The following is a 15585-nucleotide window of genomic DNA, read 5'->3' on the forward strand; positions in this document are numbered from 1 at the left end:
AAGTGGGGAGAGGGGTGTGCGCCTTTCCGGAAGTTGTGGCTGGGCCAATCGTCAAAACGGACGGGTGTCGAACCGCGACACTTGCTTTGGCGTCCGCTGCCAAGTGTAGCCGATCGTCGATCGGCTGGCGGAACTGTGCGTGGCAGCCAATAGCGATCCGAAGGTCAAGGAAGTTCTCAGCACGTTCGTGCTCGAACCGCCGCTCGGCTTCAGGGACAGCAATGCTTTGTATCAGCGCGAATTGCCGGTCTGGATGGAGAGCGCGCAAGCGCTCGGCCTGCAACCATCCTGGATGATGATCCGACGGGCGCCGGCCCGCGCCCATCGGATGCGTTTGCGGATCGCGCGCGGGCTTTAGCGCAGGATCTCGTGCAGCACCTCGCCGTCGACCTTGTGGGGCGTGACGCCCAGGATCTGCATGATGGTCGGCGCCACGTCGGTGTTGTGCATGCGGCGGACCGTGGCGTCCTTTCGGATCTGCGGGCCGGCGGCGATGAAGGTCGCGCTCATCACCGGCAGCTCGGGATCGTGGCCATGGGCACCATAGAAGTTCGGCATCGACAGCATGGTCGTCGCCGCATTGAACGAGGGATCGCCGAGGCGCGCGACGCCGGGGTTCTGGATGCCGTCGAAGTTGTAGCCCGGGGCCATCAACGCGAACACATCGCCGAAATCCTGGCCGATGGTCTTGCTGGTGCACTCGCCGGTCCCCTCTTCGCACTGCAGCGGCCGGGTCTCGACCACGGTGAAGATCCGCCCGTCCTTGAGCGAGAAGTTGAACTTCGGGTTGGAATCGACCGCGCTCTTCACGGCGTCGGTGATCTGCGTGACCAGCGCTTTGTAGGTCGCCAGATCGACGGTGCCGCCCAACTCGCGGTTCTGCAGGTTGACGTAGATGTTGGCCGCCGGACCGGAGGTGCGGATCGCCACCTTGCTGGTGTCGATGCCGGCATTGCGCAGGATGTTGGTCAGGCTGACCGAGGTGTGAAACGGCGCGAAGCCGTGGTCCGACACCACGATGACGTTGCTGTCACGCCCCGCCGCATCGGCGATCTGCTTCACCGCCTTGTCGGCGGTCTGATAGGCGAAGCGGATGTAGGACGCGTAGCGCGCGACCTTGGCCCGGTCCTGGCCCGCGCCGATCGAGTTCGGGTCGGTCGGGTTGGTGCCCTGGCGGTGGTCGGTGAGCAGGAACTGATGCTCGGAACCGTCGGGCTGCTCGATGTAGATCATCACGAGGTCGGCGTCGGGATGGTTCCGGATCGCGCGCTCGCCGATATCAGCTTGGTAGCGCACGAAGGTCTTCACCATGTCCTCATACATCGTCTCGATCTCGATGTCGGGGAAGTTGGTGAAGCCCGGGCTTAAGCGCTCCGGAATGCGGAAATCGGCCTGCGGACGCCAGAAGCCGATGTTGTTGTTGATGTCGTCGACGTCGGCCAGCACCGCCGCGTTGCGCGGGATGTAGTTGGCGCCGTAGCGGGCGAAGCGCACCACCGAAAGATCTGATGCCAGCGCCGAGACGAAATAGGCGGCGCCGACCTTGGCGCCGCTGCCTTCGAAGAAGAACGGCGCATTCTCGCCGCCGAGCTTGACATAGGCCGGTCCGGTCGACGGCGCGCGGAACGGCCCTGCCGTGATGCCGCGCGTCGTGTCGAAGAACACCAGCGTGTCGTAGTTCACCTTGCGGTCATTGGTGGTGTCGAGCGCCGCCACCCGGATCGCGTATTTGACGTCGAGCGCCGCTGCATTGGTGCAGGTCGCTGATGGCGCCGAGGAGCACGAGAACGTCTCGATCGGCGCCGAGGTCGCCAGCACCGGGCTGAACGAAAAGCGGCCGGCCGCCTGGAGCGCCGCAACGATCGCCGGATCGGACGTGAAGTCCGCCCGGGACAGCGAGAAGCCCTGGGCTCCGATGCCGCCGAAGGCGCCGAACGGCACGGTATAGTCGGTGACGCGGGTCGGCTGGGCCGGCTGCACAACCGTGTTGTTGATGGAGATGTCGGCGCCGTCGCCGCCGGGCCACGTTGCGGTGACCACCTTCTTGCCTTGTTGGCGTAGCTGCACCCACAGCGGCGCCGCTGTCGGCCGCGGCGAAGGCCCGAGCGGGCTTTCGCGATAGCCGCCGATCGGCGCCGCGAAGCCGCTGAGGCTCGACGAGATCGGCCCGACGATCGCCTGGAAGGTGTTCGACGGGATGTCGTTGTGGACCGCCGTCGAGCCGGTTGCGATTTCGATGTGCGACACCGCGGTGAGCGAGGGCGAGGCCGTCACGTTCTGTTCCGCCACCGCGCCGCGGCGGCTCAGCCGCGCCAGGCCGCCGTCATGCGGCAGCACGCCCTCGTCGATGAATTTCTGGATGAAATCGGGTTTGGCACCGTCGAGCGAGATCACCACCACCCGCGGCGATTTGCGGCCATGATGGCCGCCGCCTTGATCATGATCGTGCTCGTGGTCATCGCCGTAGCCACGATCGCGATTATCGCCGTCGTGATCCGCACGCGCCGGCGTTGCAATGCCGGCCAGCGATGCAGCGAGCGACATTGCCGATATCAAGGAGAGAAAACTCTTCAAGTTCATGTGGACGCCCCATTTTCGCTGCGCAACCTGCGCGAGCTTGGTCGAGAACGAGGCGGCGATTATCTGATCAGGCTGACGACGCGCATGTGACGCTTCGGCGACACGTGTAGTGTCGCAGCGACGATGCCGCGAGGATGTCGGACGCAACGCCGGATTCTGACCGTGAGCGGACATCAGTCAGTGCCTGCTCCTACTTACGTCCTATCCAAGAGGCTCCTGTTCAGCCATGCTGCTGACGCAATCTCTGTCTTAGTCGGTGTGAACTAAAACACCGTGCGAGGGCCGCCCTGGTTCCCGCAACGGTTCCGTCGCCAGTTTGCGGCGTCGGGAACCGAACAATCGAAAAAATCAATCAAGGAGTTATGATGGCGTTTCGTTCGAGCGCCGCGATTTGCGGCGCCGTAGTTGTGCTTGCCATTTCTGTTACCGCTGCTCGAAGTGAAATCGACGCGATTCATTCAAGCGCCATCGTCAATGCCGCTGCTGGGGATGCGATCGTTGGCGCAGCATCCATGTACAATCCGTTCCGGCCCGGATGGCGGGAGGGCGGCCCGAACACAGCCTCCGGCGAGCGCTATGATCCCTCTGTCTGGGCGGCTGCCATCAAGACAAGTTTGCGTCAGAAATTCGGTGGGGTCCAATACGGCGCGAGGCCGAAATATGCCCTCGTTGAGGCCGTAGGCAAGCAGGTCATCGTCAAGATAAATGACGTGGGGCCACTAACGCCTGGCCGCATCATTGACCTGAATGAGCGGACGATGCGCCATTTCGATCCAAGCCTGCAGCTCGGAGTAATTAATGACGTAAGAGTTACGCCGCTTTCAGGGGACTATTGGGTTCCCGGACCGATCCTCGATGGCGTCCTGGCCGCTGATTCTTGAGGCGATGCCACCTCTAGCGGCAAGGCGCAGGCTGACGGAATTGGCGTTGCCATCAGTTCTGAAATGGAGAGGAGAGCCTGGCCGAATGTCCCCTGGCCCATAGCAGGCCGGCGCAGCCCTGAAAGGAGCTGGACCGATAACTGGCCGGCGGCTACATGGAGAACTGTGGTTGAGCCTCACGACTGCGCCGGACCCGCAGTCCATGATGTGACGATGTTTGGCTCACTAAGTCGTCCCGGCGAACCGCGCACGCCGCTTATCGACTTGCTTCGCTCGAAAACGCTCTCATCACTTCACCTGACGCTTTTCCAGCTTTCGGGCGAGGGTCCGGCGGTGCATGCCGAGCCGGCGTGCGGCTTCCGAGATGTTGAAGTCGGTCTCGATCAGGGTCTGGTGAATGCGCTCCCATTCCAGGGTCTTGATCGAGGTGGGACGCGCGGCCACCTCGATATCGGCGTTGCCTTCCGCCTTGCGGAAGGCGGCTTCGATGTCGTCGGTGTTCGACGGCTTGGCGAGATAATGACAGGCGCCAAGCTTGATGGCTTCCACCGCAGTGGCGATGCTGGCAAACCCGGTCAGCACAACGATCAGCATCTCCGGGTCGTGCGCATGCAGCGCTTCAACGCAGGCCAGTCCCGAGGCGCCGCCGAGCTTGAGATCCACCACGGCATAGCCGGGCGTTTTCTCGTCGAGCACACCCCGGGCCTCGTCGAGCGAGGCCGCCACGACGACCTGATAGTCGCGCCGCTCGAACGAACGTTTGAGCGTGCGGGCAAAGCCCTCATCGTCTTCCACGATCAAAAGCAGCCGTTCATCCGCCAAGGCCGCCTCCGATCGCAAGCGTTGCCAGCGGCAGTTCGAGGCTGATGGTTGCGCCTCCTTCTGCGTTGTTTCGCGCCGTGACGACGCCGCCGAGCTTGCGCACGACGTTCACGACCAGGAACAGGCCGAGGCCGCTTCCCGGGCGTCCCTTGCTCGATTGATAGGGCTTGCCCAACTGCGCCAGCATTTCCGGCGCAAAACCCGGTCCGCGATCGGTGACCGACAGCACGAGCTTGTCGCCGGCGCGCTCGGCCGCGAGCTCGATCCAGTCGCGCGATACTTCGGCGGAATTGTCGAGCACGTTGAAGATCGCCTGCTTGAGCGCGACCTCTGAGACAACAGGCAGGTCGGTGCCGAACTCGTTCCGGAAGTACAGCGTGGCCGACGGGCGCGTGCTGCGCCACTCCTCGACCAGCGCCGCGAGAAAAGCCGTCACCGTGGTCGGCGACGATTCTTCGCCGCGCGCCTCGCCGGCGGAGACGAGAATGCCCGTCACGATCGACTTGCACCGCTGCAGCGACGTCTCCATCTCGGCGAGGTCGTCTGACAATTCCGGATTCGATGTGAGCGCGGGCATGCGACGCCAGTCGCTCAGGATCACCGACAGCGACGCCAGCGGGGTGCCGAGCTCGTGCGCCGCCCCGGACGCAAGCAGGCCCATCCGGACGATGTGATCCTGCTCGGCGGCGTGCTGGCGCAGCGCGGCCAAATTCGCATCGCGTTCCCTCAAGTTGCGGTTGATGCGTGTCACGAACACCACGAGCAGGACGGCATTGAGCGCGAAGCCGATGAACATGCCGGCAACATGGAGGCTGAACGGATCGGTGAAGCCGTGCTGCGGCAGCCCGAGCGGGCGATGGGCGATCGTTAGCCCGGCGAAGCTCAAGCAGGCAAGCGCGACCAGCGACCAGGTCGAGCGCGCATCGAGCAGGACCGCGCCGAGCGTCACCTGCAGCAGATAGAGCGACGTGAACGGATTGGTGGCCCCGCCGCTCAAATAGAGCTGGCCGGTCAATGCAGCGACGTCGAGCATCAGCGCCAGCAGGAGTTCGCGGTTGTTGATCTCCGCCCGGTAGCGGACCCAGACCAGGCTCAGCAGGTTGAGCGCCACGAGGGCTGCGATCACGCCGGCCATCGGCAGGAGCGGCAGCGCAATGCCGAGCCATTGGTCGACGAGTGCGATCGTCACGATCTGGCCGACCACCGCGATCCAGCGGAGCTGGATCAGCAGCGCCATGTTCTTGCGGTTGGTCGTGTCGTCCGTCGATTTGGGCGCATCCAGCGCGATCGGGGCCGTGCCGGCGCCGGCCCTGGCCGACAGCGTCATAGGCTCGCCCGTCATTTTCTCGTGGTCATGCTGATCCGATATGCGCTCGAGCATCTGGGCCCGTCTTGCGAGACAAATTGCGTGCGGCGGCCACCAGGCTCCGCACGGCATCGCGCCGCGCATCGAAGTCGCGGACATGGTCCCTGACGCGCAAAGCGCGCAGGAGTGCGGCCGCCAGCATAAAGGCCATGGCGAACCATGTCAGCGCGTAAATCAGATGGTTGTTCGGGAACCGGACGACCGTCAGCCCGCCGATCGGGTAGCCGCCGCCGTTGGGGGCCGCGTCGGCATCGATGAAGAAGGGCGCGACCTGCGACAGTCCACGCGCCGCGGCGATTGCGGCGACGTCGCGCGAGTACCAGCGGTTTGCCGCCGGGTTGTTTGCGTGCAGGAAGGCGCCCTTTGGCTCGGTGATCCGCAGCAGGCCGGTGACGCTCACCACTCGGGCCGGATTCCCCTCCCGCCGCGTCCAAGGATCCCGCCGCTCCGGGGGGACAAAGCCGCGATTGACCAGGACCGTGGCCCCGTCCGTCGTCTGCAGCGGCGTCAGGACCCAGAAGCCGCGGCCGTAGTCCGTCACCGCCGCCACCAGCGTCTCGCGCTCATGCAGGAAATGGCCGGTGACGGTCACGCGCCGGTATTCGTCGCTTGACGCGGTGATCGCGTGCCATGCCGCGGGCGCGGGCAGTGGCTGCGGGGCCGCATGCTGGCGCTGCTCGACCCGGTCGATCAGCGCCAGCTTCCACGTCCTGCGCTCGAGCTGCCACACGCCGAGCGCGGTCAGCACAACGACACCCAGCGCCGCGAGGGCGATCAGCAGCAGCGAGAGCGCAGAGGGTCGCGCCGTCACGGCATGGTGCTCATATCGTGCCCCGGCATCATGTTGACGTTGAGGTGGTGCATGACCCACAGCGATCCGGTCAGCCCGATCACCACCATGATGATGGTGAAGATCAGCGCCAGCATGGTCCAGCCGCCCTCGGAGCGGGTGTTCATGTGCAGGAAGTACACCATGTGAACCACGATCTGGACCGCCGCCAGCAGCGTGATGGCAAGCCCGGTGAGCTGCTTGTCGAGCACCCCGGCCATCACCAGCCAGAACGGGATCGCGGTCAGGATGACGGAGAGGCCGAAGCCGATCAGGTAGCTTTCCCGTGAGCCGTGGGCATGGTGCTCGCCATGGCCATGCGCGTCGGATGTGGGTTGCAGGGCGTGAGTCTCGGCTTTCATCGGAGCATTCCCATCAGGTAGACAAAGGTGAAGACGCCGATCCAGACCACGTCGAGGAAGTGCCAGAACATGGAAAGGCACATCAACCGCCTGCGGTTGGCCTCGATCAGGCCAAAGCGGGCGACCTGCACCATCAGCGTCACCAGCCATACCAGGCCGAAGGTGACGTGCAGGCCGTGGGTGCCGACCAGCGTGAAGAAGGACGACAGGAAGGCGCTGCGCTGTGGCGTCGCGCCCTCGTGAATCATGTGGGCGAATTCGGACAGCTCAATGCCGATGAACGCGAGGCCGAACAGCCCGGTCACCACGAGCCAGGCCTGCATCGCGCGGACGCGCGACTTCTCCATCGCCAGCATCGCGAAACCATAGGTGATCGACGACAGCAGCAGCATCGAGGTATTGACCGCGACCAGCGGCAGATCGAACAGGTCCTTTGGCGCCGGGCCTGCCGCGTAGTTGCCGCCGAGCACGCCAAAAGTGGCGAACAGCATCGCGAAGATGAGACAGTCGCTCATCAGGTAGATCCAGAAGCCGAGCATGGTGCTCGCGCCTTCGGGATGCTCGTGCTCGTCGACGACGTAGAAGACCGGTTCGGAATTCTGTGGAGGGACGACTGCGAGTGTCATGACTTGGCTCCAGCGGCAAGCAGTTGCGTGCGCGCATCTTCCACCCGAACCACCTCGTTGGCCGGGATGTGATAGTCGCGGTGATAGTTGAAGGTGTGGCCGATCGCGACCGCGAGCAGGGCGATGAAGCTCACGGCAGCCAGCCACCAGATGTACCAGATCAGGCCGAACGCCATCGCGGTAGCCAGCGCGGCGAGGATGACCCCCGTGCCGGTGTTGCTCGGCATGTGGATCGGCTTGAACCCGGTGAGTGGACGCCGATAGCCGCGGCGCTTCATGTCCCACCAGGCGTCATTGTCGTGGACGACGGGGGTGAAAGCGAAATTGTAATCTGGCGGCGGCGACGAGGTCGCCCATTCCAGCGTTCGTGCATTCCAGGGGTCGCCGGTCCCATCCTTGAGCGCCTCGCGCTTGAGAATGCTCACCGCGATTTGCACCAGCATCGAAAGGATGCCGAGGAAGATCAGGAATGCGCCGATCCCGGCGATGACGAACCAGATCTGCAGGCTCGGGTCGTCGAACACCCGCAGGCGGCGGGTGACGCCCATCAGACCGAGCACGTAGAGCGGCATGAAGGCGAAATAGAAGCCCACCACCCAGAACCAGAACGACAGCTTGCCCCAGAACGGATCGAGTCTGAAGCCGAACGCCTTCGGAAACCAGTAGGTGATGCCGGCAAACGCGCCGAACACCACGCCGCCGATGATCACGTTGTGGAAATGCGCGACCAGGAACAGGCTGTTATGCAGGACGAAGTCGGCCGGCGGCACCGCCAGCAGCACGCCCGTCATGCCGCCGATCACGAAGGTGAGCATGAATGCGATCGTCCACATCATCGGCAATTCGAAGCGGATGCGGCCGCGATACATCGTGAACAGCCAGTTGAACATCTTCGCCCCCGTCGGGATCGAGATGATCATGGTGGTGATGCCGAAGAAGGAATTCACGCTGGCGCCCGAGCCCATCGTGAAGAAGTGATGCAGCCAGACCAGATAGGACAGGATCGTGATGACGACGGTGGCGTAGACCATCGAGGTGTAGCCGAACAGCCGCTTGCCCGAGAACGTCGAGGTTACCTCGGAGAAAATGCCGAACGCCGGCAGCACCAGGATGTAGACCTCCGGGTGGCCCCAGATCCAGATCAGGTTCACGTACATCATCGGGCTGCCGCCGAAGTCGTTCGTGAAGAAGTTGGTGCCGACGTAGCGATCGAGCGACAGCAGCGCCAGGACCGCCGTCAGCACCGGGAAGGAGGCGACGATGAGGACGTTGGTGCACAGCGAGGTCCAGGTGAAGACCGGCATCCTCATCATCGTCATGCCGGGCGCGCGCAGCTTGACGATGGTACAGATCAGGTTGATGCCTGATAGCGTCGTGCCGACGCCGGCCACCTGCAGCCCCCAGATGTAGTAGTCGACGCCGACATCGGGACTGTAGCCGATATTCGACAGTGGCGGATAAGCGAGCCAGCCGGTGCGGGCGAACTCGCCGATGAACAGCGACAGCATCACCAGCACCGCGCCGCCCACGGTCATCCAGAAGCTGAAATTGTTGAGGAAGGGGAACGAGACGTCGCGCGCGCCGATCTGCAGCGGCACCACATAGTTCATCAGTCCGGTGACCAGCGGCATGGCGACGAAGAAGATCATGATCACGCCATGCGCGGTGAAGATCTGATCGTAGTGGTGGGCGTTGAGATAGCCTTCGGATCCGCCAAAGGCGATCGCCTGCTGCAGGCGCATCATGAGGGCGTCGGCAAAGCCGCGCAGCAGCATCACGATGCCGAGGATCATGTACATGATGCCGATGCGCTTGTGGTCGACGGTGGTGAACCACTCGCGCCACAGATAGACCCACAGCCGGAAATAGGTGACCGCGCCGAGCAGGGCGATGCCGCCGAGTGCGACCACGATGAAGGTGCCGACGACGATCGGTTCATGCAGCGGCAGCGATTCCAGTGTCAGGCGGCCGAAAATCGCTTTGGCGAGGGAGGAAGTGTCGAACATGCGGCGCTCTTTAGGAGTCTGATTTCGGACGCGGTCCGAGGAGAAGGGATGTCGAGGACGGATTGGCGGGCGAGAACGGCGGACGCTTGAGGCCGGCCCCGCGCAGCGGCGTCGCGTCGAACGGGACGAGGGCGCTCTCCTGCGACGATTGCCCCTTCAATTCGTCGACCGAGCAGATGCCCGCCACATAGGTCGGCTCGGGCCCGAACACGGCGCCGCGGCGGGCATATTTGTCGTAAGCAAGCGGCAGCGTGTTGTTCAGCCCTTCGCGACCGAGCCCGCCCTTGGCGTCGATCGCCATCATCTCGCTTGCGCACATCTTGCCGGGCTCGACGCACATGTTGACGATCGCCTTGAACAGGTCGTGATCGACGGTGCCGTAGCGGCGGACCGGCTCGTTGGCGCTCGGACGTTCGAGCACGAGGTAGTCGCTGCGGCCGAGCATGCTGCCACTCGCCTTCACGCCGGCGATCCATTTGTCGAAGTCGGCAGCCGACAGGCTATGGAATGCAAAGTGCATCCCGGAGAAGCCGGCGCCGCTGTAATTGGCGGAGAAGCCCTTGTAGACGCCGGGCTTGTTGGTCACGGCGTGCAGCTTCGTCTCCATGCCCGGCATGGCATAGACCTGGCCGGCCAGCGCCGGGATGTAGAAGGAGTTCATCACGGAGGAAGCCGTGATGCTGAAACGAATCGGGCGATCGATCGGAGCTGCGAGCTCGTTGACGGTCGCGACGCCGTATTCCGGATAGATGAAGAGCCATTTCCAGTCGAGCGCGACCACCTCGACATTGAGCGGCTTGTCCTGCGCCTCGATCGGGCGGTCGGCGGCAATGCGGCCGAGTGCGCGGTAGGGATCGAGCAAATGGGTGCCCATCCAGGTCAACGCGCCCAGGCACACGATGATCAGGAGCGGCGCCGACCAGATGACGAGCTCGAGCTGGGTGGAATGGTCCCACTCGGGCTCATAGCGGGCCGATGTGTTCGACTGCCGGTAGCGCCAGGCGAACAGCGCGGTCAGCGCCATTACCGGCAGGACGATCAAAAGCATCAGAACGGTGGAGATCACGACCAGGTCGCGCTGTTGCACGGCCACGTCGCCGGCCGGGGCCAGCACGACGAAATCGCAACCTGAAAGAGCGGCTGCGAGCGGCAGCAATGCCAGAATCCTCAAGACACGCACGGTGGAACCTTGTTGGAATTTTCCTATGTGGAACAAGGGGTAGCTGCGATGCAACAAGGAGGACATTGGACAATTTGTCCAATGTTGCAGTGCGCAATAGCGGCTCAAACAGCGGTTTTTCGGCCGCCAGGGCAAGACCGCCCCGCGGCCGGCGCAATCAAGGACGGCATAGGCACGATGGCGATGACACAGGCCCCTGCAATGGCTCACGGCCACCCGGTGACGAAAGGTCACGAACCGGCGCACCCCGGGGAGATCGCCATCGGCGTCATCATCGGCCGCACGTCCGAATTCTTCGATTTCTTCGTCTATGCGATCGCGTCAGTGATCGTGTTTCCGCGCCTGGTGTTCCCCTTCACGAACGAGTTGACGGGGACACTTTATTCTTTCGCCATCTTCGCGCTTGCCTTCGTGGCGCGTCCGCTCGGCACCGTCATCTTCATGACGATCGACCGCCACTACGGCAAGAGCGCCAAGCTGATCATCGCGCTGTTCCTCTTGGGGACTGCGACGGTCGCACTCGCCTTCCTGCCCGGCTATGAGACGATCGGCGTGTTCGCGATCTGGCTGCTGGCGCTGGCGCGCGCCATCCAGGGCCTGGCCTGGGGCGGGGCCTGGGACGGCCTTGCCTCGCTGCTCGCGCTCAATGCGCCGCGGCATCATCGCGGCTGGTATGCAATGGTGCCGCAGCTCGGCGCGCCGCTCGGACTGATCGTGGCAAGCGCGCTGTTCGCTTACTTTGCCGGCAACCTGTCCGCGGAAGATTTCTTCGACTGGGGCTGGCGCTACCCGTTCTTCGTCGCGTTCGCGATCAACGTGGTCGCCCTGTTCGCGCGGCTGCGCATGGTGGCGACGCCGGAATATGATTCGCTGTTCGAGACCCGCGAATTGCAGCCGGCCCGCATCACGGACACGGTTCGCAGCGAGGGGCGCAACATTCTGCTCGGCGCTTTCGCGCCGCTGGCGAGCTTTGCGCTGTTCCATATGGTCACGGTGTTTCCGCTGTCCTGGATCTTCCTGTTCACCCGCGAGAGCCCGGTGCGGTTTCTCGTCATCGAAATGGTCGGCGCCGCTTTTGGCGTCGTCGCGATCGTGGCTTCGGGATTGATCGCCGATCGCGTCGGACGAAAGTCACTGCTGATCGGCTCGGCGATCGCGATCGCGGTCTATAGCGGCTTCGCTCCGCAACTGCTCGATGCCGGTCCTGTTGGTGAAACCATCTACATGGTGCTGGGCTTCATCCTGCTGGGACTGTCGTTCGGCCAGTCTTCGGGCGCGATCGCCTCCAGCTTCGCGCCGATGTACCGCTACACCGCTTCCGCGCTGACCTCGGACCTCGCCTGGCTGTTCGGCGCGGGGTTTGCGCCGCTGGCTGCGCTGCTGCTCGCGACCCATTTCGGCCTGATGTCCGCTGGCGCTTATCTCCTGTCCGGCGCGGTGTGGACGCTGCTGGCACTTTGGCTCAGCGGATTGCGCGAAAACATCATCGAGTAAGGGCGAACTGCATCCGCGAGGAATGCTGCGCTCCCTCTCCCGCTTGCGGGGGAGACGAGCATAGCTCGCTCCGGGAGGGCCGGGGTGGGGGTGTCTCCACATTGGGAATCCCCAAGAAGGGAAAGCCCTCACCCGGATCGCATCTGACGATGCGATCCGACCTCTCCCGCAAGCGGGAGAGGTGAAGATCACGCGGGCCGGTATCCACTTCGCTCGAAAACGCTACGCTACTCCACCACGATCTTCACGCGGTCGCGCGGCTTGACCTGGGCGTGGGCGTCGAGCCCGTTGAGGACGCGGAAGCGGTCGGCGGGATGGTCGACGCCGCCCATGCGGTGCGAGAGCGATTCCACGGTGTCGCCGGGTTGCACGGTGATGACCTTGATGCGCAGCGGGCGCGCGGCCTGGATTTCCTCAAGCGTCAGGCGCCGGAACGAATTGACCGTCTCCCGCGCATTACGCTCGCTCTCGGTCGTCTTCTGCTTGGCCGCGAAGATGAAGCGATAGACGTCGCTGCCGAAGCGCAGCGCGTAGACCTTGAACTGCCACTGGTCGCCACGCGCGGTGGCGGACGCCGCCGGGAAGCCGTTGACGGTGATGTCTTCCGTCGAAGCCTTGTCGACGCCTTCCATCCAGCCCGAGTTGAGGTAGTCGCCGAGCGACTGCTCCGCCGGCACCCGCACCACGTCGAAGCGCATCGCCTGCGTGCCGCCTTCGCGCACGCCGATCACCGCCTGCGCGGTGTTGTCGAGCGTGAAGTTCTCAGGCGCCTGGAAGGTGAAGCCGAGCTTGGGATGCAGGAAGCGGCGGCCGCGAACGAAACCTTCGCTCGGGTCTTCGCCATAGACGATGTTGTCGATCGCGGCGAGATAGGTCTCGCGGTCGCGCTCGGAACCTTCGGGTGCCGTATATTGCCGCGCCGCGGCCTGCGCATTGGAGATGCGCTCAGGCGTTGCCGGATGCGAGGACAGGAAATCCTGCGCGCGCGGATCGAACGAGGACTTGCCGACCTTCAGCGCCGCATTGCGCTCCATCGCGGTGAGGAAGCGCGATGCGCCGTAGGGATCGAAATGGGCGCGCGCGGCGATGCCGACGCCGATGCCGTCGGCCTCGAATTCCTGCTGACGCGAGAAGCTCGCCATCGTGAGCTTGGTCTTGGCGAGGGCGAGCGCGGTGAGTTCGGGATCGTTGCCCATGTCGGTGACGACGCGCGTCACCACCGCCGCCTGCCGCGCCTGGTCTTCGCGGATGGAGGCGTGCTTGGCCAGCACATGCGCCATCTCGTGGCTCAGCACGGAAGACAACTCCGAGGTGTCGCTGGCGAGGGCGATCAAGCCGCGCGTGACATAGAGCTGGCCGGTCGGCAGCGCGAAAGCGTTAACCGCGCCGGAATTAAGGATTGTGACCTTGTAGCCCTGGTCGGGACGGTCGGACGCGGCGACCAGCCGATCGACCGTCTTGCTGATCAGGGCTTCCAGCTTCGGGTCGTCATAGGCACCGCCATAGGTGGCAAGGATCCGCTCATGTTCGCGTTCGCTCGCCGGCGTCTGCGCTACCGTGGGCTTCGGCCTCGGTTGGGGCGTCGCGACCGGAGCCGCGGTTTCGATCCGGCCGATGCCGAGATTGCCGCAGGCGGACAACAGGGCGGCCGCGCACAGCAGCGCCGGCGCAGCCGAAAGGCCACGGCCCGTCCTGTCCCGCCGTCGTACACCCTCAATCACACCAGCTACTCTCAAGCTGCCGCAAGATATCACGGTCCGGCCGGCCGGATCATGACCCCATCCCTGTTTGCGCATGATTCGTGGAAGAACGAGCTTTCCGCGTCCGGATCATGCTCTCATCTGCCTGTTTGAGCACGACCTTTTCGGAGAATCGTTTCCCCTTGTTCATGCCCTAATTCCCGCCGAGCACTTCCAACTGCCCCATCCGCAGCAGTTCAATTCGTGGCCCGTTGCGTGCTTCGACCCAGCCGCGGACACGAATCCTTCGATTTTCGAGGGACTTAGGCGCAAGCCCGGCCGCCTCGAGCGCCGGGATCATGCGCCTTGGAATAGTCACAGCAAAGTCCCGTGTCCAGTTCCGGCCGAAGTTGAGGTAGGTGGTTGCCCCCGCCTGGCGGACGGACAAGACCTTCCCCTCGACCACCGCAAAGCGCCCGATCCCCGCCAAAATATCGCCCGGACTTTCCGCGTTTTTTATGGCCGACGCGTCGGCCCAGGTTCCGCGTTTGGCCTGCCTTGCCTCGGCCTCGGCGGCAAGCAGCAGCGTGGCGCAATCCCGGTTCGACACCTCGGGCGACACCATCGCCAGGCCCTGCCTCAATAGCTCGCTCTGCACGGGAGTGTCAGAACCCGAGACAAAGGCGAAAGCTGGCTGTCGTCCGTAAACGGTCCGGCGTGTCGTCCTCGCCCTGCAGCGAGATGTCGCGTCCCACGATCAGCGCCGACAGGGCCGCGGCTCCTTTCTGCCGGTCCGCAATCTCGATGCCGGCGAGGCGGACCTCGCGACCGTCCTCGAGGCGAAAGCTGCGCGCATCAGTCACGGAAGCGACGCGGCCCTCGCCCTGGGCTTCGAAAGCGCATCCCGACGCTCGAGCGGAATCGGTTACCACCGCGAGGATGAGGCAGAACGGCAACATTTGTGCACAAAATTTCGCGTGATGCGCTGTCACTTTGCGGACCCGTGTCATGACGCCGCTGCTAGTCGACTGAATTAGGACATGATTTTCCGCAACGACGTCGATCCGCGTCCGATCTGCGGGACATACCATCCCGGGGGTATTTTGACTTGAGGCTGATTGCGAGCATAAGTAGCACCCTGTCGGCGGGGGCAAGCAATGAAGCCGGAGCGCTGGGGTTCGCGCAAGCCAGTCTTGCCGCGCGTCCCGGCACAACAGGAAAGATAAGTGCTGCATGAACTCGTATTTTCGGCGGCAGTTGACCGATTACGTCGAATATCATCGTGATCCCTGGAATTGCGCGATGCATGTATTCGGCATCGTGTTCCTGTTCCTGGCGGCCGTTCTCCCGCTCAGCCTGTGGTCCTTCACCCTGTTCGGAGTTGAGGTCAACGCGGCCGTCGTCGCCGTCCTGCCGGTCCTGTTCTATTGGTTTCTGCTCGATCTCGCGCTTGGCGCTGGAATCTTTTGCGGGGCCGTCGCCCTGCTGTCGGCGGCCTCCTGGATCGTCGATCACGTGACCACCACGAGCATGTGGTCGCTTACTGCGGTCCTCCTTGTCGTCGGAGTCGCATCGCAGATCATCGGGCACCAGGTGTTCGAACGCAGGAAACCCTCGATGGCCGACCACCCCACCCATCTGCTGCTCGGACCGATGTTCGTGATGGCGAAACTGTTCATCGCACTGGGCTTTCGGCACGATCTCGCGAGCATTATCCAGCCTCCGCAAGATTCCCTGTCGTATTCCCAGTAGTTGCAGCC

The 15585-nt window shown here is 63.9% G+C and carries 12 protein-coding genes and 2 pseudogenes; 4 read left to right on the forward strand and 10 right to left on the reverse strand.

Annotation, left to right across the window (positions count from 1 at the left end; genetic code table 11):
- Window positions 1-109 precede the first annotated feature (109 nt).
- Window positions 110-289: pseudogene (locus ACVJGD_RS30850) on the forward strand (tripartite tricarboxylate transporter substrate binding protein); the annotation flags it as partial.
- Between the two features lie 65 nt (window positions 290-354).
- On the opposite strand, the gene ACVJGD_RS30855 reads toward ACVJGD_RS30850, so the two are convergent.
- Window positions 355-2580, reverse strand: coding sequence for an alkaline phosphatase family protein (locus ACVJGD_RS30855; RefSeq protein ID WP_456637753.1), 2226 nt, complete (start codon window positions 2578-2580; stop codon window positions 355-357).
- 362 nt (window positions 2581-2942) lie between these two features.
- Between ACVJGD_RS30855 and ACVJGD_RS30860 the strand changes: the two genes are divergently transcribed.
- Window positions 2943-3461, forward strand: coding sequence for an RlpA-like double-psi beta-barrel domain-containing protein (locus tag ACVJGD_RS30860; protein ID WP_456637754.1), 519 nt, complete (start codon window positions 2943-2945; stop codon window positions 3459-3461).
- 288 nt (window positions 3462-3749) lie between these two features.
- Here the strand turns inward: ACVJGD_RS30860 and ACVJGD_RS30865 are convergent, their stop codons facing one another.
- The 7 genes from ACVJGD_RS30865 to cyoA are packed head-to-tail and all read right to left on the reverse strand — an operon-like array spanning window position 3750 to window position 10652.
- The gene (locus ACVJGD_RS30865; RefSeq protein WP_456637755.1) at window positions 3750-4283 is read right to left on the reverse strand and encodes a response regulator transcription factor; all 534 of its coding nucleotides are present in this window, start codon (window positions 4281-4283) and stop codon (window positions 3750-3752) included.
- Window positions 4273-5625: an ATP-binding protein gene (locus ACVJGD_RS30870; protein WP_456637756.1), complete on the reverse strand. Its 1353-nt coding sequence runs from the start codon at window positions 5623-5625 to the stop codon at window positions 4273-4275. Before ACVJGD_RS30870 ends, ACVJGD_RS30865 begins: the two co-directional genes overlap by 11 nt.
- Before the next feature lie 10 nt (window positions 5626-5635).
- Window positions 5636-6460, reverse strand: a complete 825-nt coding sequence (locus tag ACVJGD_RS30875) for an SURF1 family protein (RefSeq protein WP_456637757.1) — start codon at window positions 6458-6460, stop codon at window positions 5636-5638.
- A complete protein-coding gene (gene cyoD, locus ACVJGD_RS30880; protein ID WP_456637758.1) occupies window positions 6457-6840 on the reverse strand; it encodes a cytochrome o ubiquinol oxidase subunit IV in 384 nt (127 codons plus the stop codon). Before cyoD ends, ACVJGD_RS30875 begins: the two co-directional genes overlap by 4 nt.
- The gene (gene cyoC, locus ACVJGD_RS30885) at window positions 6837-7466 is read right to left on the reverse strand and encodes a cytochrome o ubiquinol oxidase subunit III (protein WP_456637759.1); all 630 of its coding nucleotides are present in this window, start codon (window positions 7464-7466) and stop codon (window positions 6837-6839) included. Before cyoC ends, cyoD begins: the two co-directional genes overlap by 4 nt.
- Window positions 7463-9472 (reverse strand): cytochrome o ubiquinol oxidase subunit I, encoded by a 2010-nt coding sequence (gene cyoB, locus ACVJGD_RS30890; RefSeq protein WP_456637760.1) that lies wholly within the window; start codon window positions 9470-9472, stop codon window positions 7463-7465. The genes cyoC and cyoB overlap by 4 nt, the downstream gene beginning before the upstream one ends.
- A gap of 10 nt (window positions 9473-9482) precedes the next feature.
- A complete protein-coding gene (gene cyoA, locus ACVJGD_RS30895) occupies window positions 9483-10652 on the reverse strand; it encodes a ubiquinol oxidase subunit II (RefSeq protein WP_456637761.1) in 1170 nt (389 codons plus the stop codon).
- A 183-nt stretch (window positions 10653-10835) separates the two neighbouring features.
- Here cyoA and ACVJGD_RS30900 point away from each other — a divergent pair, with 183 nt between their 5' ends.
- Window positions 10836-12146, forward strand: coding sequence for an MFS transporter (locus tag ACVJGD_RS30900; RefSeq protein WP_456640428.1), 1311 nt, complete (start codon window positions 10836-10838; stop codon window positions 12144-12146).
- Between the two features lie 227 nt (window positions 12147-12373).
- On the opposite strand, the gene ACVJGD_RS30905 is transcribed toward ACVJGD_RS30900, so the two are convergent.
- Window positions 12374-13786, reverse strand: a complete 1413-nt coding sequence (locus ACVJGD_RS30905) for a M48 family metalloprotease (protein ID WP_456640429.1) — start codon at window positions 13784-13786, stop codon at window positions 12374-12376.
- Between the two features lie 253 nt (window positions 13787-14039).
- Window positions 14040-14784: pseudogene (locus ACVJGD_RS30910) on the reverse strand (thermonuclease family protein).
- 274 nt (window positions 14785-15058) lie between these two features.
- Between ACVJGD_RS30910 and ACVJGD_RS30915 the strand changes: the two are divergent.
- Window positions 15059-15577 (forward strand): Mpo1 family 2-hydroxy fatty acid dioxygenase, encoded by a 519-nt coding sequence (locus ACVJGD_RS30915; protein ID WP_456637762.1) that lies wholly within the window; start codon window positions 15059-15061, stop codon window positions 15575-15577.
- Window positions 15578-15585 lie beyond the last annotated feature (8 nt).

Source organism: Bradyrhizobium sp. USDA 10063 (assembly GCF_054063735.1).

Coding starts and splice junctions, on each gene's coding strand:
- ACVJGD_RS30855 (WP_456637753.1), bottom strand. CDS start 2,580: ATGAACTTGAAGAGTTTTCTCTCCTTGATATCGGCAATGTCGCTCGCT.
- ACVJGD_RS30860 (WP_456637754.1), top strand. CDS start 2,943: ATGATGGCGTTTCGTTCGAGCGCCGCGATTTGCGGCGCCGTAGTTGTG.
- ACVJGD_RS30870 (WP_456637756.1), bottom strand. CDS start 5,625: ATGACGGGCGAGCCTATGACGCTGTCGGCCAGGGCCGGCGCCGGCACG.
- cyoD (WP_456637758.1), bottom strand. CDS start 6,840: ATGAAAGCCGAGACTCACGCCCTGCAACCCACATCCGACGCGCATGGC.
- cyoC (WP_456637759.1), bottom strand. CDS start 7,466: ATGACACTCGCAGTCGTCCCTCCACAGAATTCCGAACCGGTCTTCTAC.
- cyoB (WP_456637760.1), bottom strand. CDS start 9,472: ATGTTCGACACTTCCTCCCTCGCCAAAGCGATTTTCGGCCGCCTGACA.
- ACVJGD_RS30900 (WP_456640428.1), top strand. CDS start 10,836: ATGACACAGGCCCCTGCAATGGCTCACGGCCACCCGGTGACGAAAGGT.
- ACVJGD_RS30915 (WP_456637762.1), top strand. CDS start 15,059: ATGAACTCGTATTTTCGGCGGCAGTTGACCGATTACGTCGAATATCAT.